Genomic DNA, 23,657 nt, shown 5'->3' on the forward strand with positions numbered 1-23,657 from the left:
AATGGCCCCGAGCGGCCAATCTTTTGACCGTAAAACAGCCTCCCTGCAAAGCCTTATGAGAGCAACGTGCGATCACCGTCATTTCTGAGTAATGCCTGGTTCAAGCGCCGTAGTGCCGAGAATCAAACTGCTCTCTCCGTTGGCAAGACATGCCGGTGCAGTTTCGAGTTTGTTTCGCGTTTAAGGGCCGGACCTTCGATCGCCCGCGGTTTGGGCGAAGCGTTCGACGTCGTATGTGATCGTCTCGGCCCGACAGAAGCCGACCTGATTTCCTCCGGCCCGCTTGTTGATGAGCATGATGGGGCGGAGCGCCAATGGTATAGCCTGCGTCACTGGTCAAACGGTAAAGCAACTTCCACCTCACCGATCCCGATCGATGAGTCGACGGTCATGGACAGCGAATATCGCCACCTGTCGCGCGTACGTTACCTTGGTGAGATCGGCATCATCGCGCACGTCAATGAGCGGCGCAATGTCTGGGAGGACCATATTGCCGATATTGACGCATTCCTCACCACGGCCGCCGCGTTGTTGGAAGTTGATCTGACCTACCGGAAGCTTCTGGAAAACCTTCCTTATGACCTACTGAGTCACCTCCCGAAATGGGAGTTGTTCCAGACAGAGACGGAGCGCCGCATGGCGCGGCTCGATTTTGACAATGCCCCGGCAACCTTCATGGCGATCCGCATTGAAAATCTTTCCACGATCCCGGTTGAGCAACTCAAAGCGGTGATGACGCAGATTTCTGAACGTCTTAAAATGACTGTCCGACCGACTGACCTCATCGGCCAGCTTGATTCACAGACCTTCCTGATCATGCTCGATGGTGCAGACCGCTTCGCTGCCGCGGAAAGGGCAGAAGATCTCTGCTCCCGCCGGGATTATGCGACGCCGCTCGCCCCGACACTCGCCCTTAAAATCGGGTTGGTGACACGTGAGGCGCATAGCGTTGACACTTTGGAGACGTTTCTTGAACGTGCGTGCCTGGCGCTTTATAAAACGGCGTCCTCACGCTCCTGCTGGTCGTTCTTCCACGAAAATGCCTAATCAGCATCCACTTTGATGAGTGTGCCGGAGCCTTTCCGCGTGAAAAGCTCCAAAAGGCAGGCATGGGGAACGCGTCCATCCAGAATGACCGCCGCATCAGCGCCGGCACGCACCGCCTCCAGGCAGGTTTCGACTTTCGGGATCATACCGCCGGATATCGTTCCGTTCTTAATTCGCGCCCGCGCCTCGCTGGCGGTAAGTTCGGGGATGAGGTGCCCGGATTCATCCAGCACGCCCGGCACATCTGTCAGCATCAGCAGGCGAGACGCATTGACGCTTCCGGCGACGGCACCGGCCACCGTATCCGCATTGATGTTGAAGGTCTCCCCTTTTTCACCATAACCAATCGGCGCGATGACCGGCGTCAGGCCAGCACCGAGAAGGGAGAAGAGAACGCGGGGGTCAATTTCTGCCGGTTCACCCACAAAGCCGTAATCAAGCTTCGTGTCGTCTGTTGCCGCAACATGCTTGCGCTGCGTCAATTTGCGCGCTTTGATGAGGCCGCCATCTTTACCCGAGATCCCTACCGCCAGGGCACCGGCGCGATTGATCAGCTCCTCAACCTGTTTATTGACGCTGCCACAAAGCACCATTTCAATGATGTCGATGCTCTCTTTATCCGTGACTCGCAAACCATCAATAAAGCGCGACGGGAGTTTGAGTTTATCCAGCATGGCGCTGATCTGGGGACCCCCGCCATGAACCACAATCGGGTTGATGCCAACCAGTTTGAGTAGGGCGATATCTCGGCCAAAAGCACTCGATAACTGCATGCTGCCCATGGCGCTACCGCCATATTTAACGACAATCGTATCCCCGACATAACGCCGCAAATAAGGCAGGGCGCTTGTGAGAAGCGTTGCCTGGCGCTGCTCATCCCGATAAAGATCGGCGTCAGAAGATTTATCGGTGTGGTCGTCCATAACGTAACCTTGTCAAACAATGTGACGGGCAGCGGGTGCGTCAATGAGACGCGCCACTTCGGCCCGCAGCAGGGGAATGCCAGAGCCGGTCTCACTACTCGTCCAGATGCTAAATGGATAAGCGGCCGGATGTTTGCGGATCGTCTCATCCACCTCGCGCCGCTTCGCCGCGAGAGCTATCGGTCTGACCTGGTCACATTTGGTCAGAACAAGTTGAAAAACCACGGCAGCATGATCCAGTAGCGTCATCGCCTCCAGATCGGCTTTTTTCAGCTCAATCCGTGCATCGAGCAGAAGGAAGACACGCGCGAGGCTGGGACGACCGCGGAGATAGGCGAACATCAGCCCCTGCCAGTCTTCCTTCACCTGCTTCGAGGCTTTCGCGTAACCATATCCGGGCATATCAACAAGAGAGACTTCACCGCCGAGATTGAAGAAATTCAGTTGCTTCGTGCGGCCCGGTTCAGAGGAGGCGCGCGCGAGACGGTTCCGCCCCGTCAGCGCGTTGATCAGGCTGGATTTACCGACATTTGACCGCCCCGCAAACGCAATTTCAGGCCCACCCACCGGGGGTAACATCTTCAGTTTCTGAGTTGCGAAATAAAAGTCGCACGGTCCGGCGAAGAGGAGACGACCACGCTCAATCTCCTCATCCGAAAACGTCGTAAGATCTTTCTGAGTCATTTTTTTCCGGTCTTCACGCGCTTACCACGTTTCGCGGCCGCATCGACGCGCGCCTGAATGATCCGTTGCTGGAAATAACTCAGAATATTGTTCCAGGTATAATAAATGACGATCCCGGCTGAGAGACGCCCGAGAAGGAAGGTGTAAAGCACGGGCATGAACTGCATCACACGTTGCTGCGTCGGGTCCATGGTGACGGTGCTCTGCTTCTGCATCAGCCAGATGGTGATGCAGAAAAGCAGGGGCCAGATTCCGACCTGCAGCATGGGCGTGATCATTATCGGGTTGAATGGGATCAGCCCGAAGAGATTGAAGATATTTGTCGGGTCAGGCGCTGACAGGTCACGCACCCAGCCGAAAAACGGCGCATGGCGCATCTCGATCGTGATGTTGAGCACCTTATACAGACAGAATGCCACTGGCGCCTGAACGAGAAGCGGCAGGCAGCCCCCGGCCGGATTAACGCCCTCTTCCTTGTAAAGCGTCATGATCTTCTGGTTCATCGCCATCTGATCATCTTTTGAGCTTTCACGGATGGCTTGAATTTTGGGCGCCAGGACCCGCATCCGCGCCATGGAGGCGAAGGATTTGGTCGCAAATGGGTAAAGGATAACCTTGATGATCAAAGTCATAATCAGCAATGCAATGCCGAAATTACCGACCAGGCCGAAAAGCCAGTGCAATACATGGAACATGGGGCGGGTCAGGAAAGCAAACCAGCCGAAATCCACCGCCTTGTAGAAATAGGGAATGTGAAGCTGATTGGTGTAATCATCCAAAAGCGTCACTTCCTTCGCACCGACAAAAACCGCGCTGCTGCGAAGGCCGCTTTGATGGGCCTCAATAATGACGGGGCGTGCAGCAGCCACGTCAACGGCATATTCTCCGCCCTCTTCCTCACCCTGGAACTGATATCGCACCGCGACATCATCCTTCTGATCCGGGATGGCGGCTGTCAGCCAGTATTTATCGGTAATGCCCGCCCAGCCACCATGACTATCAGCCGCCCATGACACGTGATCAGGGTTTCCCGTCCCTTTTCGCATGTCTTTATAAGAACCCTCATTGAGGCGGTCATTTACGACGGCAATGGGCCCTTCATGGACGATGAAGCTCCCCTCATCATCAGGCTTGTAATCACGCTCCGTCCGGGTGAAGGGCACGACGGAAACCGCGTGGCCCGTATTATTCTCAACCGACTGCGCAATGGAAAAGAGATATTTGCGACTAAGCGAGACCTTGATGAAAAAAATGAGTCCGGCACCATTATCCCAGCGCAGGGTGAGAGGGTGATCCGGGTCGAGACGTGATGAGTCCCCGGTCCATTCCGTCTGCGCATTCGGGAGTTTCAGGGCCTCACCCGGCGCCTGACGCCAGCCAATTTCGATGAAGCCCGGTCGTTTCCCGTCAGCCGATTCAAGCAGCCGTACATGAGTGTTGTTTTTATCAAGCGTCTCACGATATTGCGTCAGTGACACGTCATCAATACGTGCCCCGCGTAGGCTGACGGACCCTGTCATGGCGGGAGAGGTGAACGTGACGCGGCGCGCGGGCCCGGAGGGCGCGACCGCAGGCGCGGCAACCCCCATCGCCGACTGCGCCCCCGCAGGAGCCTTATCCCCACCCTTTGCATCGACCATTTTGGTCGCGGCAGGCGGCGTTTTATCCGCGGGCTTCGGCACGAAATAATCGAAGCCGAACAAAACAGCCGCGGCCAGAGCCAGAGCAATAAGGGTGTGCTTAATTTCCATAAACCCGACGCCGGTCTTCCGTGTCAAAACAAGGCGAGAGCAGAAACGCGTCGCGCCACGAGAATATGCAGCCACCCACGCGCGGGAGTTCGGCGGTCAGGCTGAGCCCTTCTTTACCTCCGGAACCGGATCATATCCACCCCGGCACAGGCGATTACATCGTAAAATACGTCCTACAGCGAGAATAATCCCTTTTTGCAAGCCGTGACGCTCCAGAGCTGTCCGTGCATAGACGCTGCAACTTGGCTCGAATCGGCAATTTGCGCCAAGAGAAGGACTTATGGCGTATTGATAGAATTTGATGAGGACGACAAGCCCTTTAATGACCAAAGTCCCAGGCCGGAATCTGACGCGGCTAAGGAAGGACATTCAGCTTCCTCAAACCATCGCGCATATCGCGCAGGAGCTGGCTGAAAGGTAATTGCCGGGTTGCGGCGCGACCGATGACGACGATATCGGCCGGGCGGCAGGTGGCTTCAGCGGTTGTCAGTCTCAAAGCTTCCCGCAAACGGCGCTTTGTGCGATTACGCGCCACCGCATTGCCGATTTTTTTTGTCGCCGTAAAACCGGATCGAAGACCGGAATTGGCGTCAGTCTCAAGAGATTGCAGCACAAGGCTGCGCGTGGCCACCTTGCGCCCCTCCCGCGCGACACGCAGAAACGCCGACCTCTTTTTGAGGCGATGTGCAGGCCGCGCGGTCAAAGTCTGACCTTTAGGCGGAAAGCTTTTTACGGCCTTTTGCGCGACGGTTATTAATGACCCGACGCCCACCGACCGTCGCCATACGCGCCCAGAAGCCATGACGACGCTTGCGAACGAGCCGAGATGGCTGGAAAGTACGCTTCATAAACTTGATCCCTCAACAAAAAAGTTGCCAGAGGCAACCGTTTAAGTCCATCACTCAACCGTCGGGCCTGCGCCAGACTCTGTAAAGATGGTGCGGGTTTTACGGTGCGCCGGGGCTGGCGTCAATCCAAATGCACATGCCCGGCCGGAGACAGGAGGTAAAAATGAGCGATGATCACGCGCGGCACGATATTAAAAATGCGCTCGCGACGGCTGTCTTCGCAGTTGACTCCCTCACCGACCATGCCGACCCCCATGTCAGGAAAACGCCCTGATGATCATTGAGACCATTGAGACTGCCTTGATTCATTTGCGTGCTTCACACCCTCAGAACGGCTGGCCGGGTTTCGTCTCGATCAGTTCTACTTTATATCCGTCAGGATCTTCGACAAAAGCGATGACGATTATACCAAATTTTACCGATCCCGGCTCCCGCGTCACTTTAACGCCTCCATTGCGCAATTTATCCACGACAGCATAGATATCATCGGCGCCAACGGCCAGATGTCCAAAACCATTACCGAGATCATAAGCTTCTGCCTGGTCCCAGTTATGGGTGAGTTCAACCTCCGGCCCATCGCCGTAACCAAGATAGACCAATGTGTGACGTCCATCCGGCACATCGCGTCGGCAGGTCTCTTCCATACCGAGAGCTTTGTAGAAATCCACGCTGCGATCAAGCGCGCGCACGCGAATCATGGTGTGTAGAAACGTCGCCATAGGCGCCTCCTTAACTCAAACTTATCCATTTATGTTTTAAAGGGGCTCAATACCCATCAGAAAAAGGCGACGCGCATTAGCCTCAGCCACGCATTGCGCCAGATCTGTGAAGAGCACCCCATCGGCCTGATAGGCAATACCGGCCAGCCCGCTTTCAGCAGCAAGCTGGACCGTGCGCGGCCCGATCGTTGGCATATCGGCGCGCCTCTCCTGCCCCGGCTTTAACATTTTGAGCAGGATACCCCCGGGGCCTGGCTGACGCAAGGCCGCGCAGCGCTGTAACATGGCGTCCGTACCCTCCAGCGCCTCCACGGCAAGGACGAGCCCGGACTGCACCACACAGCCCTGCCCGATATCCAACCTGCCGAGCGCCTTGACCACCTTAACCGCGCGTGAAATATCCTGCGCGTCATCAGCGGAAGGAGTCAGGCGCGTCAAAACGCCTTTCGGTCCCAGCGCCTGCGCTAAAAATTCATGCGCGCCACGCACATTGAACCCTTCCTCCCCCAGGACACGCACAATGGCACCGAGGAGACCGTCATCCCCCGCGAAAACGGCGCGCCCCATCCGGGCGAGAAGGCGTGCCCCTTCTTTATCCGGTTTGAGATCACGCAGAGCGGGACGTTTGACAGGGCCGATCAGGACGATGTCCCGGCATCCCGCATCGCGCAATGCACGGATAATCTGGCCCGCTGCCGCAAGGCGGTAAAAGCCATGAGGCCACTGCGCGATAAGATTCGGGTCCACGAAGCCTTCGAAACCCACAATGAAAACCTTTCCTCCTTGCGCCGTAACCGACTCGGCCACAAGGATGGGAAGAGGCCCGCCGCCTGCCAATATGCCCAGTTTAAGGGGGATCAATCCTGAAATGGTTCGCCTTCCCGCCTACGAAGACCCGAGACTTTAACCAGGCCACGACGACTTTTGGCTTCCATGAAATCAATGATTTCTTTCACGCGGCTGTTCTTCTCGTAGTTTTTTTTGACCTGGGCCAGCCGGCTTGCGAACACGTCCGCATCTGCGTCTGAGCCAACTTTTGAAGACGCGCGCGATGCGTCGAGATAGCGGGGATAGAGATCTAGATAGGCTTGTCGCATCTGCTTCATCTCCGGATGCGAGACACCCTGCCTTTTCAGCCAGATCCAATGCAGCCCCACCAGACGGGCGCGATTTCCGAGAACACATCCATAGGGAATGACGTCCGCCTCCACACCGCAGAGGCCACCAACAAGCGCGCCCCGTCCGATGCGGACAAATTGGTGCATTGCCGCCGAACCCATGATACGCGCACCATCGCCAATTTCAACATGTCCCCCCATGACGACGTTATTGACAATGATAACGCCGTCACCAATGACGCAATCATGCGCAATATGAGAGTTGGCCATAATCAGGCAATGCGCACCGACTTTCGTACTCGATATCCCCTGCGTCGTACCCCGGTGGATTGTGACATTTTCCCGGATGATGGTGCGCTCACCAATCTCGCAACTTGTGGGTTCACCGCCATATTTAAGATCTTGCGGGGCCATGCCGATGGTCACGAAGGGAAAGACCTCCACCCCCTGGCGTAAAATCGTGTGCCCGTCGATAATCACATTGGCATGAAGCTTGACATTTTCCTCAAGGACCGCGTTTGCGCCGATGACACACCAGGGTCCAATTTCAACATTTTCATCGATCTGGGCATTCGGGGCGATGATGGCGCTCGGATGGATGAAAGATAGACGCGACGGGTCAGACATCGAAAACTCTTTCAGACATGAATCAGTCCTTGATCATGGCGCTAAAGGTCGCCTCTGCCGTTTTTTGGCCAGCAACGATTGCCTCCCCCTTGAAGCGCCATATTCTTCCACGTTGCTGAATTTCCTCAACATGGATACGGAGCTGATCGCCAGGACCGACGGGTTTGCGGAATTTGGCGTTTTCAATCGTCATGAAATAAACAATTTTGCCCTCAGCATCCGGCCCTTGCGACAGCACAACGAGCGTTGCTGCGGTTTGCGCCATGGCCTCCACGATCAGAACACCGGGCATCACCGGATATGAAGGAAAATGTCCGGCAAAAAACGGCTCATTGATTGTGACGTTTTTGACCCCGACCGCCGAAATCTTGCCGTGCCTATCCTCGGATGTCAGTTTCCGCAGATGAATATTCTCCATGCGGTCGATAAGTAAAAAGGGGTAGCGATGCGGAATCGACGCCATGATGCGCGCAATATCGATCGATTCAATGTGTATAGAGCCTTGTCCGGCTTCCTGCACCGCGCCGCCCTCTCCTTTCCCCGTCGCATCAGAATTCGAACTCACGTTATTTTCCTAAACTCAATGGCCATAACTTGTCACGACATCTCAACTTGTGACGTTGTGTGGCTCGAATGAGCTGAAGGCAATCTAACAAAATCCGGTCGTTAGCGCTATATAGCGGGTTTCTCGGGGACTGGCGGGGCTGATCCGGCCTCTTTTTTTTCCATTTCCCTTTTCGTCGCTTTGCGCACCCATGCCACATTACGGAAAAATTCCCGGAAGGGCATGGCGGGGCTCCCGATCATATCGGCACCCGCATCGACATCCGACATCACGCCGCATTGCGCACCGATCCGGGCTTTAGCGCCGATTTTGATATGGCCGATAAGACCGGCCTGCGCCGCGATCGTCACGAAATCACCAAGTTCTGTCGAACCGGATATCCCCGCCTGGGAGACGACGATACAGCATTTGCCCAAGATGGCATTGTGGCCAATCTGCACAAGATTATCGATGCGCGTCCCCGCACCGATGACGGTGTCTCGCATTGAACCACGATCAATCGTTGAGTTGGCGCCGATCTCAACGTCATCCTCAATAATCACGCGCCCGATCTGCGGGACAGCCTCAAAACCGGACGGCCCGACCGCAAACCCGAAGCCATCTTGGCCAATCCGCGCGCCAGGGTAGATGATGACGCGCTCACCGACGAGACTATATTCCAGAGATGCATGCACACCGATGCGACTGTCACGCCCGATATGCACGCCCGCCCCGATGACACCATGCGCTGCGACGACAACATAATCGCCAAGCTTCGCGCCATGCTCGATAACGGCAAAGGGGCCGATCTCGACATTCCGGCCAAGAAGGGCTGTCTCCGCCACACAAGCTGTCGGATGAATGCCGGGGCGGACGCTGCGCCGAGGGTGAAAGAGTGTCGCAACACGCGCCCATGCAAGATAAGGGTTTTTAGTTACAAGAGCCGTGCAGTGGGGCGGCACTTTATCCGCGAAAGCAGGTGTAACAATCACCGCGCCCGCACGAGTCGCCGTCAGAAGTGGCAGATAGCGACGATTATCAAGAAAACTGACTTCCGCCGCTGTCGCCGCCTGCAGGGGTGCCACACCGTGCAATTCAAGCCCGGACGGCGAGTCGGCACCAGGCCTGACTTCCACCTCAGCCTTCTCGGCTAGGGCCGAGATATTGAAAGGGCCCGCACGGTTAAAAAAACGGCGATCGCCCGGCAGACCCGTCTCATTATGTGACGTCATGAGTTACTTCTTGCTGCGAAGCACAGATTTGGACGTGGAGGATGCTGCCTGCGCCTTCGCCTGCGGTGGGATGCTTTCATCCTCAATATCAGCGGTTGTCGGCATTTTACCGGATTTTGCGAGCACCTCCGGATCCACATCCGCCGCGGGTATGAAGACATGCGGCAAAATCTTATTAAGCTGCTGCGCCGTCTCCTGCGTGATGTCCTGACCCTCAACATGCAAAGCGACTTGCTCACCATGGTAAACGAGGTTCATGCTGTGCGAGGCAGCAACCTGACGCACGATCCGGACAAGCTCACGCTCAATCTGGTTGAGTGAGACATTGGCAGCCTCCTGAATAATGCGGGCACGATTGGCGAAATCCCGTTGCGCGCGCGCCCGTCGCTCCTGCAAATGACGCTCTCGGATCTGGATCTGCTCTGACGACATTGTACGGGCATTTTGCTGGAGTTTCTGCTGTTCAGCTCGCCAGCTGGCCTGCTCCTTCTGCGCGGCTTCCGCCAATTTGTCACGGCGCGCACCAAGGACGCGCTGTGCCTCCTGCGCGGCGACGGACATTTGCATCACGGTCGGAATGCTGATGACGCCAATGACGGCTGGCGGTGGCGGAGCGGTTTTCGGCAGGTCCGGTGAATCAGGGATCGGCGGCGCCGGCAGGATGGGCGGCGCATCGGAAGGTTGCGCTTCTGCCTGGTTCTGGGGCGCAGGCGCGGGAGCTGGCGCACGTGCCGGAGCGGGATTCACGGGGCGAGAGGCCTTTGGCACAAACCAACCGCCCTGGGTGGCGGGCGCTGATTGCGCCGCGAGGCTGGCTGTCGGGCTCACACCAAGCATCGCGACCAAAGCAATATAACGACCTGAAATGGCCATAACCCTGAACTCCTCTAGAATGTATCTCGACACCACGCGGATTTTTACCCGGCTTAAAATTGCTGACCAAAACCGAAACGAAGCGGGTAAAGGCGATCGTTTCTGGATTTTCTGATCGGGACGGCGGCATCGATATTAACCATACCAAAGGGACTCTTCCAGGTGATGCCGAAACCTGTCGAGACGCGCGGCGTCATACTATTGCCGGAAATTGGCGTATAATCACTGTCACTCGGGTTTGTGTGACGCTGACGCAGGCGCAGCCCGGAGAGGCTACCCGCATCGATGAAATAACGCCCTGAAATACCGATTGCGTCTCCCGCGGGGAGCGGGAAATTAAGCTGCGCAGATGCCGTGTAGATGAAGCGACCACCGATAAGATCTTCCTGACCGGCAATCGGGCGATATTGCTTCCGGCCATTGACATAATAAAGCTCATGGGCTGAGCGCGGCCCGGCACCACCTTGCAGGAAGCCACGAAGATTGGCGCCCCCAAAATAGAAATTGTCGATGATGCTGACATCGCCGCTTTTGCTCCAATCCCCCATATAGCCCGCACCGGCTCTGAACTGCAGGCCCCAATCATGCGTACCGGTCAGACTATCGAGCGGAACGTAATATTCCTCGTCCGCTTTCGCGCGGGCATATTTAACATTGCCACCAAGCCCCGCGAAATCCCCGGTCAGGCGCAAAACAAAGCCGCGGCGTGGCGTCATGCGATTATCCCGCCGGTCATATGACAGGGTCGTACTCAACTGGGAAAGCAGAGACCAGCCAATGGACTGCTGAACATAGATCGATGGCACATAAGCATAATCATTATTCTTCGTCGCATATTTACTGAGATAACTGCTCACGCTGACGTGGCGGTCAATCAGGGAGTAGCTCCAGGATTGCGAGAGATAATTATTGAACGCATAGCCGAACCGGAACGTCATACCGATCTGATCCTGATTATAGGATTGATAGGTCTGGTTCGTGTTTTGTATCCAGAAAATATCCGCGCCCGCAACGATATTGCGCCCGAGGAAATACGGGTCCGTGAAAGAAACGTTCGCCTGCTTCTGCCAATAGGCGATTGAGCCGGACACACCGGCATCCATCCCTGTGCCGAGAAGATTATGCTGCTTGACGGAGCCATTCCCGATCGGCCCGACATCCGTTGCATACCCACCACCGAGAGAGAATTCACCGGTCGGCTTCTCAACCACATTAACACCGATATTCGATTTATCAGGTGCTGAACCCTGAGATTGATCGACCGAGACTGATTTGAAAAAGCCGAGATCCTGAAGCGACGCTTTTGAGTATTTCTTATCAAAAGGCGTAAAAGGGTCACCCTCTGCCATCGGCAGCTGACGCCGGATCACATCGTCTTTTGTGACCGTATTTCCGTTAATATCAATCCGCTCAACATAGACTTTCGGGCCTTCCATGACTTCAAACAGAAGGTCGACCATTTTTTTCTCAGGGTTGCGGGCGATGTCTGTGCGCACCATCGCGAAGGGATGGCCGTTCGCCTGAAGCTTCTCCTGCATGCTTGTCGCATTTTTACTGATCGCCGTGCCATCGTACCATTGATGGGGGAAGAGCTCGATATATTTTGTGACATCAGCTTTTTTGACGTGTTTGAGGCTTGAGCTGACATCCATCTTTCCGATGTGATAACGCGGCCCTTCATGCACGGTGAAGGTGATGATAAAATTCTTGCGATCAGCGGAGAGCTCCCCCGTCGCATTATCCAGGCGGAAATCAACATAACCATTATGGAGGTAGAAGCGCCGCATAAGCTCGGCGTCATACTTCATGCGCTCAGGATTATATTCGTCGGAAGATGAGAAAAAGCGATACCACTCCGACTCTTTTGAGGAGATGACAGAAGCGAGACGCGCCTGCGAGAAAGCCTTATTCCCGACGAAAACAACCTTATAAACAAGCGTCTGGCGTGACTCGTTGATTTTATAGATGACGTCAACGCGATTATGGGAAAGCTTGATGATCTGCGGGATGACGGTCGCCCCATAATGCGCCTTTGACGCGTAAAGATCCAGCAGTTTCTGACGATCCGCGGCGGCGGCCTGCGATGAGAAGACAGCACGCGGGCGCAGGGCGACTTCCTTCTGGAGATTGGCATCCTTGACCGCGCTGTTCCCCTCAAAGGCAATGCGATTGACGATCGGGTTTTCAACGACATTGACGACGAGCTCATTCCCCGCGCGGTTGATCGTCACATCGCTGAAGAGACCTGTCGCGTAAAGCGTCTTCAAGGTGCGGTCAATTTCATCCGCGCTGAACCGATCCCCGGGTTGCACAACCATGTAGGACAAGATGGTGCCTGTCTCGATACGATGATTGCCCTTGACCGTGATGACTTCAACTATATCGGAACGCCCATGGGCGCGCGCGGCACGACTCGCCTCCGCATCAGAAGTGTCGCGGCGGGCGAGCGCATCTTCCGACACGTTGGAGAAGATGCAAATCGAAGCCATTAGGACGAGGCGCTTACACGTCAAGATGCACATTCTCCGATTATGACAATCTCTGAGACAAGGTCATCCCAGATAATTGCGTGTTTTGCAATGCGGTCCGCGCCAAAACGGCCTATTTTATGCCCAATATGTCGCAGCTTGTGACCATGCGCCATGGAGCGGCGTCAGGCACCGCGCAGCCATCGAAAAAGCCCAATATTCAGGAGGTCATTAAATGTCGAAAAAAGGAAAAGCGCGGCGATGAGCGCAAACCCGACATAATACGCCATTTCCTGCAATTTCCGTGGGACGGGTCGCCGCAGAACCGCTTCAAACGCGTAAAAGACCAGCCGCCCGCCATCGAGGATCGGGATAGGGAAAAGATTGATCAGACCTAGATTGATCGAAAGCACCGCCATAAAACTCAGGAGGCTTGCAACCCCCAGATGCGCCACCTCACCGGAAAGCTGGGCGATGCGGATAGCGCCCCCGAGTTCCCGCGAGCTTCGTTGCCCTGTCAGCATCTGGCCGACGCCCTGCAAAGTCTGCACAGTCACATCCCAGACCTGCTGCGCGCCCGTGACGACGGCATCCTTCAAACTGAGCGGCGCGCCGGGCTGGAGTTTGAAACTCACCCCCATCATCCCTGCATGGGCGGCGTCCTTCGCTGTCGGGTCCCGTCCAATCGTGATGGGAAGGGTCAGGATTTGTCCCTCCCGGCGGACCTGCAAGGTTGTCACCTCACCTGCCCGTTTGGAGGCTTCGGCACGGACATCGCCCACATTCAGCATTTTGAGGCCGCCAATGGCCGTGATGACATCACCCGTCTTCACCCCTGCCCGCGACGCGGCACTGTCCGGCAAGATCTGCGCGATGCGGTCACTCAGCTTCGGCTGGCCGAAAAAGCTTAATAAAGCGATGTAGAGAATGAAAGCGAGGAAGAAATTGAAAAGCGGCCCCATGACAATAACGAGTGCGCGGGAGCCAACTCCCTTCTCATGAAAAGTTCTGCCCTTTTCCCACGCTGCCTGCTGCGCCGGTGTGGCATCTTCAGGCCCTTCAAAGCCATGCGGTTTGACGTAGCCTCCCAAAGGGATGGCGCTGATGCACCAGGCCGTGCCGGTCCGGTCATGCCACGTCCACAGCTTGGGTCCGAACCCGATCGAAAACGTATCCACTTTGATACCCCGCCATTTTGCGGCGAGGTAATGGCCTAATTCATGAATAAAAACCAGGACACCGAGAACAAAGGCAAAGGCAATAAGACTGTGCATCACAGTGTCGATCTCACTTGAGGAAGTTAAATATGAGAGGAAACATCGGCGCCTCTGGTTAGGGGTCGATCTCGCCGTGAGATGCAGCTTTGGGCGAGCTTGCGGGCTTCCGCGTCCCAATGAAATACCGCATCCAGGCTTTCAATGGCCGGCGCGCCGAGTTTTTCAAGCGTGTGTTCAATGACTTCCGCAATATCGAGAAAGCCGATCCGACGCTGGAGGAAGCTCTCTACCGCTACCTCATTCGCGGCTGAGTAAATTGTCGGCGCACCATGGCCCGCGCGGAGAGCCTGCCGGGCGAGACGAAGCGCCTTGAAACGCGTTTCATCCGGTTTTTCAAAACTCAGCGTCGCCAGTTCAGCAAGGTCGAGACGCGGGGCTTTCGTCGCGAGGCGTTGATGGCCTCCCAGAGTATGCGCAATCGGCATGCGCATATCATTGGCGCCGACATGCGCGATCAGGCTGCCATCCCGATATTGCACGAGTCCATGCACTGCGGATTGCGGGTGCACCAGCACGTCGATCCGCGCATCCTCAAGCTGGAAAAGCCGCGCCGCTTCAATCACCTCAAGCCCCTTATTGGCCATCGTGGCGGAGTCGATCGTGATTTTCGCCCCCATGGTCCATGTCGGGTGCTTCAGCGCCTTTTCCGGCGTTGCGCAGCGCATTTCCTCCAGATCAGCGCGGATAAACGGGCCGCCCGACGCGGTGAGGATGATTTTCTCGACATCCTGCGCGTTATTACCCTGCAGACACTGAAAAATCGCATTATGCTCGGAATCGACAGGCATCAATGTCGCACCCGCCTTTTTGACGACGCGCAACATGACATCGCCCGCACTGACAAGCGCTTCCTTATTGGCGAGGGCGATGTCCCGCCCATTGGCCGTCGCTGCCAAAGTTGGCTCAAGCCCGGCGGCACCGGTAATGGCCGCCATCGTGTAATCTGCCGGGATAGACGCCGCTTCAATGATCGCCTGACGCCCTGCCATGCATGTTGTTTCCGTGCCTTTTAAGGCGGATTTGAGCGCACCTAAAAGGGCCTCATCATGGATCACGGCAAATTCTGCCCGCAACTCGCGCGCCTGCTCCGCCAGGAGGGCGGCATTGCGCCCGCCGACGAGGGCCCGTACTCGATAAAGCGCGGGCTGTTCCTTGATCAGCGCGATCGTTGAACAACCGATACTGCCCGTGCTTCCCAGAATGGTAACGCTGCGTGGGGGGGGGGACATCAAAATTTAACTCCGGTCATAAAACGAAAGAAGATCATGGGAGAAAAGCCGAAATCAGATCCTGCCAGGCGGAGAGAAACGCAAAGCACCAGAGGGGCTGATGGGTCACGCCAATCGTCATCAGGGCCGCGAAAGGCGCCGCGACGAGGAGCCCGTCCAGACGATCGAGAAGCCCTCCATGCCCGGGGATGAGACGCCCGGAATCCTTGACGCCCAGCCACCTTTTGGTCGCACTTTCCGTCATATCACCTGCCTGCGCCACCATCCCGAGAAAAGCCCCGGTAAGAAACCCGCCAAAGAGACAGTCGGGTGAAAAGATGACCGCCCAGCCCAGCCCGACAAGGGTGGCGCCTGATAACCCGCCCAGCGCGCCTGACCATGTCTTGTTCGGCGATACACGCGGGGCCAGCTTTTTGCCACCGATGAGGCGGCCGGCAAGATAGGCAAAACTGTCGCTTGCCACCACGACGGTGACGACAAACCCCGCATAGATCAGCCCGGTTTCTGGCCAGAAACGAAGATAGACAAGGCTTGAGACGCCGAGGCAGATCGGCACGATCAGCCCGAGGCAGCGCCAACCGAAAATCCATGACACGCTACAAACATGGATGATCTCGCTCCACGCGCCGCGTTGCGCCATGGCGACGCAGATGACGGGCCAGGCGCAGAGGAGGACACGACGCCATTGCGATATGTCATCCCCTGACTGGGACAGCATGGTCGCGCCTTCATAGGCAAGCCCGGCACCGAGCAACGCCATTGCAAGTCCGAAGATCACCCCCCCTTTGATGAGCACGAAAGCAACAATCGGGATCATGACCGCGACAGAAAGAAGGCGTGACCGAAGGTCGGACCAATGCCCTGACTGAGCCTGTCCAGTTTTCACTTACATGCCTCCTCATCAAGCCGCCCGCCATAACGCCGCTCACGCGATGCGTAATCAGAGAGGAGCTGCTCAAAATGATTTTTCGTAAAATCGGGCCAGAAAACATCCAGAAAGGCCAGTTCGGAATAGGCGCTTTCCCAAAGCAGAAAATTGGAGAGACGCTGCTCACCACTCGTCCGGACAATCAGATCCGGGTCAGGGAGGCCATGTGTCTGGAGGCAGGAGGCGAATTGCACTTCCGTGATCGTGGCGGGGTCGATCTTCCCCTCGGAAGCCATGAGGGCCAGCTTGCGCGCAGCCTGCAGCACATCGCTCCGCGCGCCGTAGGAAAGCGCGAGGACGAGTGTCAGGCGCTGATTTCGGGAGGTCAGTTGTTCCGCCCGACGGATCTCATCCGCAAGATCTGCCTCAAAACGCGATAATTCCCCGATCACGCGCAGCCTGACGCCTTCCGCGTGAAGTTCCGCCACTTTATGGCGCAGGTAGTAACGCAGAAGTGCCGTCAGGTCGCTCACCTCATCCGGCGCGCGACGCCAGTTCTCGGAGGAAAACGCATAAAGGGTCAGGAAGGAAACACCATGTTCTAGCGCCGCCGTCACGCAGCGACGCACGGCTTCCGCGCCCGCGCGATGCCCGAAAACCGTCGGTTTTTTGCGCGTGCGTGCCCAACGCCCATTGCCATCCATAATGAAAGCAATGTGGCTTGGCTTCGCGATGCTCGTCACGCGAGTCCGAACAGGCTTTGTCGACACGATGGGCACGTTGCGCTCTTATACCTGCTTGATTTCCTTTTCCTTGTCGGCAAGGGTTTCATCAACCGTCTTTATGAAGCGATCGGTCAGTTTCTGCACAGCGTCTGACCATGTCTTCATGTCGTCCTGGCTGATATCGCCTTTCTTCTCACGATTTTTGATCTGCTCCATTCCGTCTCGGCGCACGCCGCGGACGGAAATGCGTGCATTTTCCGCATAGCGTCCCGCCGCGCGGGCCAGTTCCACCCGGCGTTCTTCCGTCAATTGCGGAATAGGCACGCGGATCGTCTGACCGTCAGAGGCCGGATTCAGCCCCAGCCCTGCATCTCGTATAGCCCGCTCCACAGCGCTGACCAGCGTCTTGTCCCAGACTGAAACGGTCAGCATCCTGGCTTCCGGCACCGCGATTGACCCCACCTGGGTCAAAGGCACCTCACTCCCGTAAGCCTCGACCCGCACAGGCTCGAGCAGGTTGGGACTGGCGCGACCCGAGCGCAGACCGGCAAGGTCACGTCGGAAGCTGTCAATCGCGCCCTCCATACGTCGGATTAGATCGTCCTGTAGCGCGTCAAGTCCGGTGGACATGGTTGTTTCTCCTCCTCGAAACCTCTTTTACTGCGTGGGGGCTTTTATACCGCCGCGTCAATCCGCGTAAATGGCCCCTTCCCGCGCATGACATCCTGAAATGCACCGGGCGCGTGAATATTAAAGACAATGATCGGCAATCTGTTCTCACGCGCGAGGGAAATCGCAGCCGCATCCATCACATTGAGGTCGCGTGAGAGAACATCCATATAAGTCAGGGTGTCATAGCGCTTCGCGGCCGCGTCTTTTCTCGGATCGGAGGAATAAACACCATCAACCTGAGTCCCTTTAAATAAGGCATCGCACTCCATCTCACTCGCGCGCAGGGCGGCCGCCGTGTCAGTCGTGAAAAACGGATTTCCCGTTCCGGCGGCGAAAATTACGACTCGCCCCTTATCCATATGGCGCACGGCGCGACGTCGAATATAGGGCTCCGCAATGGCAGACATCTGAATGGCGGACATGACGCGCGTATCCACATTGAGCGCTTCCAGCGCATTCTGCATCATCAGCGCATTGATGACCGTCGCGAGCATACCGGCATAATCGCCCTGTCTGCGGTCCATTCCCTTTGCCGCCGCCGCGACACCACGGAAGATATTTCCGCCGCCGATCACCAGACAGACCTGCGCCCCCTGCTGCGCCACCTGCGCCACATCTGCCGCGATGGTTTTGACAACCGTCGGATCGATCCCGAAAGACTCGTCACCCATTAGGGCCTCACCGGATACTTTCAACAATACGCGACGGTAGGGAAGGGTCATGATGTCTCGAGCCTCTCTTGCTTGTCAGATCACTTTAATCAAATTTCCGTCTCTCTTAAAGCGCCCTCCCTTTTGTCACAAGGCCCGTCAGCTATCGTCCAGCCGATGGCACGCAGGCGCGCGCCCCTCCCATCCCTCAATCCCACTTCGCACGTTCCTTGACGTTCAGGAACAGATGGCAAGATCGCTCCAGCAAGCGTGTCAGATCCTGACGGGCGCGCAATCCGATGCTTTTGATTTTCTGCCCGCCATGACCAATCAAAATGGCCTTATGGCCGGCGCGGGACACGTAGATTGTGGCATCAATGCGGATGGAGCCGTCCGGTCGCTCCTGAAAGCTCTCCGTCTCGACCGTCGCCTGGTAAGGGATCTCCTCATGTGTCTGCATGAAAATCTGCTCCCTCACTAATTCAGCGGCAAGCAGGCGGTCGGGAAGATCTGTCAGGTCATCCGGCGGGTAAAGATAAGGCCCCCCCGGCAGCGCCTTCGCCAGGGCTTCAATGAGGTCGTCAACACCATCTCCTTTGCAGGCACTGACCATGAACAGGCGCTCGAAAGACAAGGAAGCGCGCAGCTCGTCGGCTAACGGCAATAAAGCGGCGCGTGGCACCGCGTCGGTTTTATTCAGCACCACCCAGCAGCGTGTTTTCTGCGCCGCGAGGGTGTCGATGATGGCGCGCAGCTCCTCCGTCATGCCCGCGCGTGCGTCTATCAGAAGAACGGTGACATCCGCATCCTGCGCCCCCGTCCAGGCGGCTGAGACCATGGCGCGGTCCAGCTTGCGGCGTGGTTTGAAAATGCCGGGCGTGTCCACGAGCAGGATCTGCGCCGCACCCCGCATCAGAACCCCCATAATCCGGAAGCGCGTTGCCTGAGCCTTGCGGCTGACGATGGATAATTTCGCGCCCGCCATGCGGTTCAGGAGCGTTGATTTTCCCGCATTTGGCGCGCCGACCAATGCGACAAACCCAGATCGGGTTATCATGACATATCCTTTTTTAAATCAGTTCTCGCCGAAGCAGCCGCATCAGGGCCGCCGCGGCCGCGCTCTCCGCCAGTCTTTTACTGCGCGCCGTGCCTTCCGCACTCAAGGCGAGGGCCGAGACGCGCACGGTAAATTGCGGCGCATGGGACGGGCCTTCCGTGCGAATCGTTTCATAGAGGGGTAAAGTGCGGTCATTTCCCAGAACAAATTCCTGAAGCGCCGTTTTGGGATCTTTCGGCGGTGTGATCTGCGCTTCCATGATCGACGCCCAGTGACGATGCACGAAGCGCCTGACAGGGTCTAGCCCCCCATCAAGATAAAGCGCGCCGAGAATGGCTTCCATCGCGTCAGCGAGGACATTCGCCAGATGGCGAATGTCCGAGTGCTCCTCATGTTCCGCGATATTCAGCATTTCCGACAGGTCAAGCGCTTCGGCCACCGGGGCCAGCGCGTTGCGTGAGACGAGGGCCGCGTGACGCGGGCCGAGCGCGCCCTCCGTCTCATCCGGGAAGCGCTCCAGAAGCCATTCCGCCACAATGAGGCCGAGGACGCGATCCCCAATAAATTCCAACCTCTCATTTGAGGCGAGGCTTTGCCGAGGGTCCGCCCGACGCGCAGTACGTCGCTTACCCCGCAGGGCCACGGCGGAGCGATGCGTTAAGGCACGCTCCAGAAGGGAGGTGTCTTTAAAAACGTAATCCAGACTTTTCTGAAGGCGTGTCAGAGACGCCTTCAGATGCGGTGATGGGAGGGCGGACTTCCTCGGAGACGACATAAATCCGTTATTTCACGACGGAGAAGAGGCGGGACCAGCGGATTTCCGCAGGCCAATGCCAGATCTCCCAGAGGGGGTGGCGGGCATCGAAGGAGTAGAAAACAAAACGCGCCTTCCCAACGAGGTTTTCCATGGGCACATAGCCCAGCCCGTCTTTATCCTGAAAGCGACTATCAGCGCTGTCGTCCCGATCATCGCCCATCGCGAAGAAGTAGCCTTGCGGCACGACATATTCTTCCGAATTATTTGCGAAACCGGCCTGCGACCATTGAAAAATGTCATGGGTGACCGGCTTTCTGCCATCGGAGCCCGGGAGGACCTCCTGATAGAGAATACCGCGCAGCAGGCGGCGATTTTCATCCTGGATCTCGTAAGGTCGCAAGGGCGTGCGGTCGATAAGCTGGTCATTCACGTAAAGACGCCCCTCCCGCATCGCGATCCGATCACCCGGGAGGCCGATAATGCGTTTGATGTAATCGATCGACGTGTCATGTGTGTATCGAAATACCGCGACATCCCCTCGATGCGGTGCCTTCCCTGCGATGCGTCCATCGAAGACAGGCGACGCAAAAGGAAAAGCATACCGGGACCAGCCATAATCGAATTTCGTTACAGCAACGTAATCCCCCACAAGCAATGTCGGGATCATGGAGCCGGACGGGATTGTGAAGGGGGCGATGATCAGCGTACGTATCGCGAGAATGACGATGATTGTCGTGATGAGGGATCTCAGAACTTGCCACCAGCTCTCCCGCTTGGAGGTGTCCTTGTTATTATCTTGATTTATTGATGACATAGTGACCTTTACCTGTGCAGCAAGCACCATCGCCCTTAGGGCGGGTTGGGAGGAAAGCTGTCTTTATCGATTTCCTGCGCTTCGATAAAGACCTGCGCGACAGCGTAGGGATGTTCATCCGTTAAAGATAGAAAAATGACGGCGCATCGCCCTGGCGGCGTTATCGCATCCAGACGCGCCCGGGCGCCACCGGTCAGGACCAGTGAAGGCTGGCCGGATGGCAGATTGACCACCTCAATATCCTGAAGAAAGACGCCCTCCGAGAATCCTGTCCCGAGGGCCTTGGCGCAGGCCTCCTTTGCGGCCCAACGTTTTGCCAGCGTGCCAAATCGACTCGGCCCCTGGCGCCGCAGGATCCGCTTCCGCTCATCCGGCGTAAAAACTCGATCTAGAAAGCGCCCGCCATGGCGCTGACAGGCCTTCTCGATGCGGTTGATATCGCAAATATCCATGCCCGTGCCGATGATCATACCCACCTCAACTTTGCGCCCGCTCGACCTGAATCACCCCTTCGACAGAGCGGAGCGCGGTCATAATGGCGAGGAAATGCCGCAGATCCTGCACTTCAACGTCAAAATTAATCTCCAGAAAATCGAGCTGGCGGTTGACGATGCGGATATTCGTGATGTTCCCGCCATGTTTATTGGCGACGTTCGTCAGGTCGGAAAGCACGTTGGTTTCATCTGCCGTGATAACACTGAATCGCCCAGGGAATTTCAACTGGCTGTGGTCGAGCTTCAACGCCTCGTAATTCCAGTCAACGGACAGGCGCTTTTCCGGCGATAAACGCGACGCATTCATATTCTGACAATTGCGCCGGTGCACCGTCACCCCCCGCCCCTGCGCAATTGCCGCGACGATCTGATCCCCGGGCAGAGGGTGGCAGCACCCTGCGAACTGCACATCAATGCCACTCCCCACCCCGGCAAGGATAGCCGATGCCGCACGACCGCGCGCCGAGGCGGCATTGGCCGCAGCGAAACGCGATGTCAGACCCGGTACCATGCGCGGCGCACGTGGTAGAAGGCGCAATTCGGGGTAAGCGGCGTTCAGCACTTCACGCGGGGTGATCTGATTACCACCGACCGCAACGTAAAGATCCTCAACGGTCAGGTATTTGAAGGCTTTGAGGGTCGTCTCGATAATTTTTTCGCTACCATCCACCCCCTCCTGCCGGAAGAGTTTGGCAAGTGCCGAACGCCCCTGATCAATATTATTCTGCCTTTGCTGCAGGGCAATGAAGCGCCTGATGCGCGCCCGGGCTTTTCCGGTGACGACAAAGCGCTCCCAGGATGGGGAGGGCACACCGCCCCGCGCGGTCATGATTTCAACCTGGTCACCATTTTGCAGCTCATGCCGCAACGGCATCAGGCGACCATTGATTTTGGCCCCGACGCAGGCATCTCCGACCTGGCTATGCACCGCATAGGCAAAATCGATCGGGGTTGCGCCGCGCGGAAGGGAAATAAGCTGGCCTTTCGGCGTGAAGCAGAAAACCTGGTCCTGATAAAGCTCAAGCTTGGTGTTTTCGAGGAAATCCTCCGGTGCTTCCGAATCTTCCAGAATTTCGAGGAGGTCCTGCACCCAGCGCATTTTGACCGAAGTGAGCGGGGTGACTTCGGTGGAAGCCGCATGGGCGGAAGGACGCTCTTTATAAGCCCAGTGCGCGGCGACACCGTTCTCGGCGAAATTATGCATTTCCGGCGTGCGGATCTGCACTTCGATTTTCTGGTTTCTCGGCCGAGAAAGTGTGACGCCCGTATGGAGGCTTTGATACCCGTTGGCCTTGGGCGTGGAGATATAATCCTTAAAACGGCCCGCGATCATGGGATATGTCGCGTGGATGGTGCCTAACGCTGCGTAACAAGCCTCCCGCGTGGGCACGATGATGCGGAAGGCCATAATGTCCGAAAGCTGCTCAAACGCGACATTGCGTTTCTGCATCTTGGCCCAGATCGAGTAAGCGGATTTCTCACGCCCGCGAATTTCGACATCATGAAAATCCGCCTTATGCAGCAGCGCCAGCAGGTCCTGACAAATCTGCTCAATAATATCGGCGCCGTGCCCGCGAAGGTAATTCAGTCGCCGCCGGATTGTCGCATCGGCTTCAGGCTCCAGCTCCGCAAAAGCCAGGTTCTGAAGCTCCGTCTTGACGCGATCCATACCAATGCGCTCAGCCAGAGGCGCATAAATATCCATCGTTTCACGCGCGATACGCAGGCGGCGGTCTTTGCGCTCCACATAATGGAGCGTGCGCATGTTATGAAGGCGATCCGCCAGCTTGACGATCAGCACGCGGATATCGCGCGACATGGCCAGGACGAGTTTGCGGAAATTTTCGGCCTGTTTCGTCCGGTCGGATTGAAGCTCAAGACGCGTGAGCTTTGTCACGCCATCGACAAGGCCGACAAGGTCACTCCCGAACTCGTTTTTCAGAATGTCCCTTGTAACCCGCGTATCTTCAACCGTATCATGCAGAAGACCAACAGCGATGGCCGTCGCATCCATACGGAATTTGGCCAGAATATTGGCAACGGCGAGGGGGTGGACGATATACGGGTCGCCATTATCCCGCAACTGCCCCTCATGGGCTTTGCTGGCCACGTCATAGGCGCGTTGGATGAGGTCCAACGCGCCTTCCGGGATATATTTCTGTAACCGGGTGAGAAGCCCGTTTATCGAAATGACGGGCGTATTCCCCAACCCGTTTCGGTGGGCACCGGGCTGAAGTCCAGACGACACGTCAGCCCCCTTTACCATCTGAGGATGCTGGG

Annotated in this window: 25 protein-coding genes; 1 reads left to right on the forward strand and 24 read right to left on the reverse strand. The window is 56.8% G+C overall.

Annotation, left to right across the window (positions count from 1 at the left end):
• Positions 1–210: 210 nt before the first annotated feature.
• The gene (locus tag AAYR33_05510) at positions 211–1,047 is read left to right on the forward strand and encodes a GGDEF domain-containing protein (protein XAO70556.1); all 837 of its coding nucleotides are present in this window, start codon (positions 211–213) and stop codon (positions 1,045–1,047) included.
• Here the strand turns inward: AAYR33_05510 and argB are convergent.
• The 24 genes from argB to AAYR33_05630 form a co-directional block, all read right to left on the reverse strand.
• Positions 1,044–1,970, reverse strand: a complete 927-nt coding sequence (gene argB, locus AAYR33_05515; GenBank protein ID XAO70557.1) for an acetylglutamate kinase — start codon at positions 1,968–1,970, stop codon at positions 1,044–1,046. The two genes, AAYR33_05510 and argB, sit on opposite strands and share 4 nt — an antisense overlap.
• A gap of 12 nt (positions 1,971–1,982) precedes the next feature.
• On the reverse strand, positions 1,983–2,654 hold the full coding sequence (yihA, locus tag AAYR33_05520) for a ribosome biogenesis GTP-binding protein YihA/YsxC (GenBank protein ID XAO70558.1): 672 nt from the start codon (positions 2,652–2,654) through the stop codon (positions 1,983–1,985).
• A complete protein-coding gene (yidC, locus tag AAYR33_05525) occupies positions 2,651–4,405 on the reverse strand; it encodes a membrane protein insertase YidC (protein XAO70559.1) in 1,755 nt (584 codons plus the stop codon). The genes yihA and yidC overlap by 4 nt, the downstream gene beginning before the upstream one ends.
• Positions 4,406–4,501: 96 nt before the next feature.
• Complete coding sequence (gene yidD / locus AAYR33_05530) at positions 4,502–4,774, reverse strand: membrane protein insertion efficiency factor YidD (protein XAO70560.1); 273 nt, start codon at positions 4,772–4,774, stop codon at positions 4,502–4,504.
• Positions 4,761–5,108, reverse strand: coding sequence for a ribonuclease P protein component (rnpA, locus tag AAYR33_05535; GenBank protein ID XAO70561.1), 348 nt, complete (start codon positions 5,106–5,108; stop codon positions 4,761–4,763). Before rnpA ends, yidD begins: the two co-directional genes overlap by 14 nt.
• A 10-nt stretch (positions 5,109–5,118) precedes the next feature.
• Complete coding sequence (gene rpmH / locus AAYR33_05540) at positions 5,119–5,253, reverse strand: 50S ribosomal protein L34 (protein ID XAO70562.1); 135 nt, start codon at positions 5,251–5,253, stop codon at positions 5,119–5,121.
• Positions 5,254–5,579: 326 nt separating this feature from the next.
• Positions 5,580–5,972 (reverse strand): VOC family protein, encoded by a 393-nt coding sequence (locus tag AAYR33_05545; GenBank protein ID XAO70563.1) that lies wholly within the window; start codon positions 5,970–5,972, stop codon positions 5,580–5,582.
• 36 nt (positions 5,973–6,008) lie between these two features.
• The gene (lpxI, locus tag AAYR33_05550) at positions 6,009–6,833 is read right to left on the reverse strand and encodes a UDP-2,3-diacylglucosamine diphosphatase LpxI (protein ID XAO70564.1); all 825 of its coding nucleotides are present in this window, start codon (positions 6,831–6,833) and stop codon (positions 6,009–6,011) included.
• Positions 6,830–7,717, reverse strand: a complete 888-nt coding sequence (gene lpxA, locus AAYR33_05555) for an acyl-ACP--UDP-N-acetylglucosamine O-acyltransferase (GenBank protein XAO70565.1) — start codon at positions 7,715–7,717, stop codon at positions 6,830–6,832. Before lpxA ends, lpxI begins: the two co-directional genes overlap by 4 nt.
• A 22-nt stretch (positions 7,718–7,739) precedes the next feature.
• On the reverse strand, positions 7,740–8,237 hold the full coding sequence (gene fabZ, locus AAYR33_05560) for a 3-hydroxyacyl-ACP dehydratase FabZ (GenBank protein XAO72401.1): 498 nt from the start codon (positions 8,235–8,237) through the stop codon (positions 7,740–7,742).
• A gap of 152 nt (positions 8,238–8,389) precedes the next feature.
• On the reverse strand, positions 8,390–9,493 hold the full coding sequence (gene lpxD / locus AAYR33_05565) for a UDP-3-O-(3-hydroxymyristoyl)glucosamine N-acyltransferase (protein ID XAO70566.1): 1,104 nt from the start codon (positions 9,491–9,493) through the stop codon (positions 8,390–8,392).
• A 3-nt stretch (positions 9,494–9,496) separates the two neighbouring features.
• Entirely contained in the window at positions 9,497–10,366 is an 870-nt protein-coding gene (locus tag AAYR33_05570) for an OmpH family outer membrane protein (protein XAO70567.1), read from the reverse strand.
• A gap of 53 nt (positions 10,367–10,419) precedes the next feature.
• Positions 10,420–12,888, reverse strand: coding sequence for an outer membrane protein assembly factor BamA (bamA, locus tag AAYR33_05575; protein XAO70568.1), 2,469 nt, complete (start codon positions 12,886–12,888; stop codon positions 10,420–10,422).
• A 131-nt stretch (positions 12,889–13,019) separates the two neighbouring features.
• Positions 13,020–14,108 (reverse strand): RIP metalloprotease RseP, encoded by a 1,089-nt coding sequence (gene rseP, locus AAYR33_05580; protein ID XAO72402.1) that lies wholly within the window; start codon positions 14,106–14,108, stop codon positions 13,020–13,022.
• Between the two features lie 26 nt (positions 14,109–14,134).
• Entirely contained in the window at positions 14,135–15,340 is a 1,206-nt protein-coding gene (gene dxr, locus AAYR33_05585; protein XAO70569.1) for a 1-deoxy-D-xylulose-5-phosphate reductoisomerase, read from the reverse strand.
• Positions 15,341–15,374: 34 nt separating this feature from the next.
• On the reverse strand, positions 15,375–16,226 hold the full coding sequence (locus AAYR33_05590; GenBank protein ID XAO70570.1) for a phosphatidate cytidylyltransferase: 852 nt from the start codon (positions 16,224–16,226) through the stop codon (positions 15,375–15,377).
• The gene (gene uppS / locus AAYR33_05595; protein ID XAO70571.1) at positions 16,223–16,951 is read right to left on the reverse strand and encodes a polyprenyl diphosphate synthase; all 729 of its coding nucleotides are present in this window, start codon (positions 16,949–16,951) and stop codon (positions 16,223–16,225) included. The genes AAYR33_05590 and uppS overlap by 4 nt, the downstream gene beginning before the upstream one ends.
• Positions 16,952–16,996: 45 nt before the next feature.
• On the reverse strand, positions 16,997–17,563 hold the full coding sequence (gene frr / locus AAYR33_05600; GenBank protein XAO70572.1) for a ribosome recycling factor: 567 nt from the start codon (positions 17,561–17,563) through the stop codon (positions 16,997–16,999).
• Positions 17,564–17,607: 44 nt separating this feature from the next.
• A complete protein-coding gene (gene pyrH, locus AAYR33_05605) occupies positions 17,608–18,327 on the reverse strand; it encodes a UMP kinase (protein XAO70573.1) in 720 nt (239 codons plus the stop codon).
• Between the two features lie 136 nt (positions 18,328–18,463).
• Entirely contained in the window at positions 18,464–19,312 is an 849-nt protein-coding gene (era, locus tag AAYR33_05610; protein ID XAO70574.1) for a GTPase Era, read from the reverse strand.
• Positions 19,313–19,325: 13 nt separating this feature from the next.
• Positions 19,326–20,087: a ribonuclease III gene (rnc, locus tag AAYR33_05615; protein XAO70575.1), complete on the reverse strand. Its 762-nt coding sequence runs from the start codon at positions 20,085–20,087 to the stop codon at positions 19,326–19,328.
• Positions 20,088–20,094: 7 nt separating this feature from the next.
• Positions 20,095–20,883 carry a signal peptidase I gene (gene lepB, locus AAYR33_05620; protein ID XAO70576.1) on the reverse strand — a complete coding sequence of 263 codons (789 nt, stop codon included), beginning with the start codon at positions 20,881–20,883 and terminating at the stop codon, positions 20,095–20,097.
• A gap of 35 nt (positions 20,884–20,918) precedes the next feature.
• A complete protein-coding gene (gene acpS / locus AAYR33_05625; protein XAO70577.1) occupies positions 20,919–21,353 on the reverse strand; it encodes a holo-ACP synthase in 435 nt (144 codons plus the stop codon).
• A gap of 7 nt (positions 21,354–21,360) precedes the next feature.
• Entirely contained in the window at positions 21,361–23,625 is a 2,265-nt protein-coding gene (locus AAYR33_05630) for a bifunctional (p)ppGpp synthetase/guanosine-3',5'-bis(diphosphate) 3'-pyrophosphohydrolase (GenBank protein XAO70578.1), read from the reverse strand.
• Positions 23,626–23,657: the final 32 nt, after the last annotated feature.

It is taken from the genome of Acetobacteraceae bacterium (genome assembly GCA_039613835.1).
GTDB lineage: Bacteria > Pseudomonadota > Alphaproteobacteria > Acetobacterales > Acetobacteraceae > Sorlinia.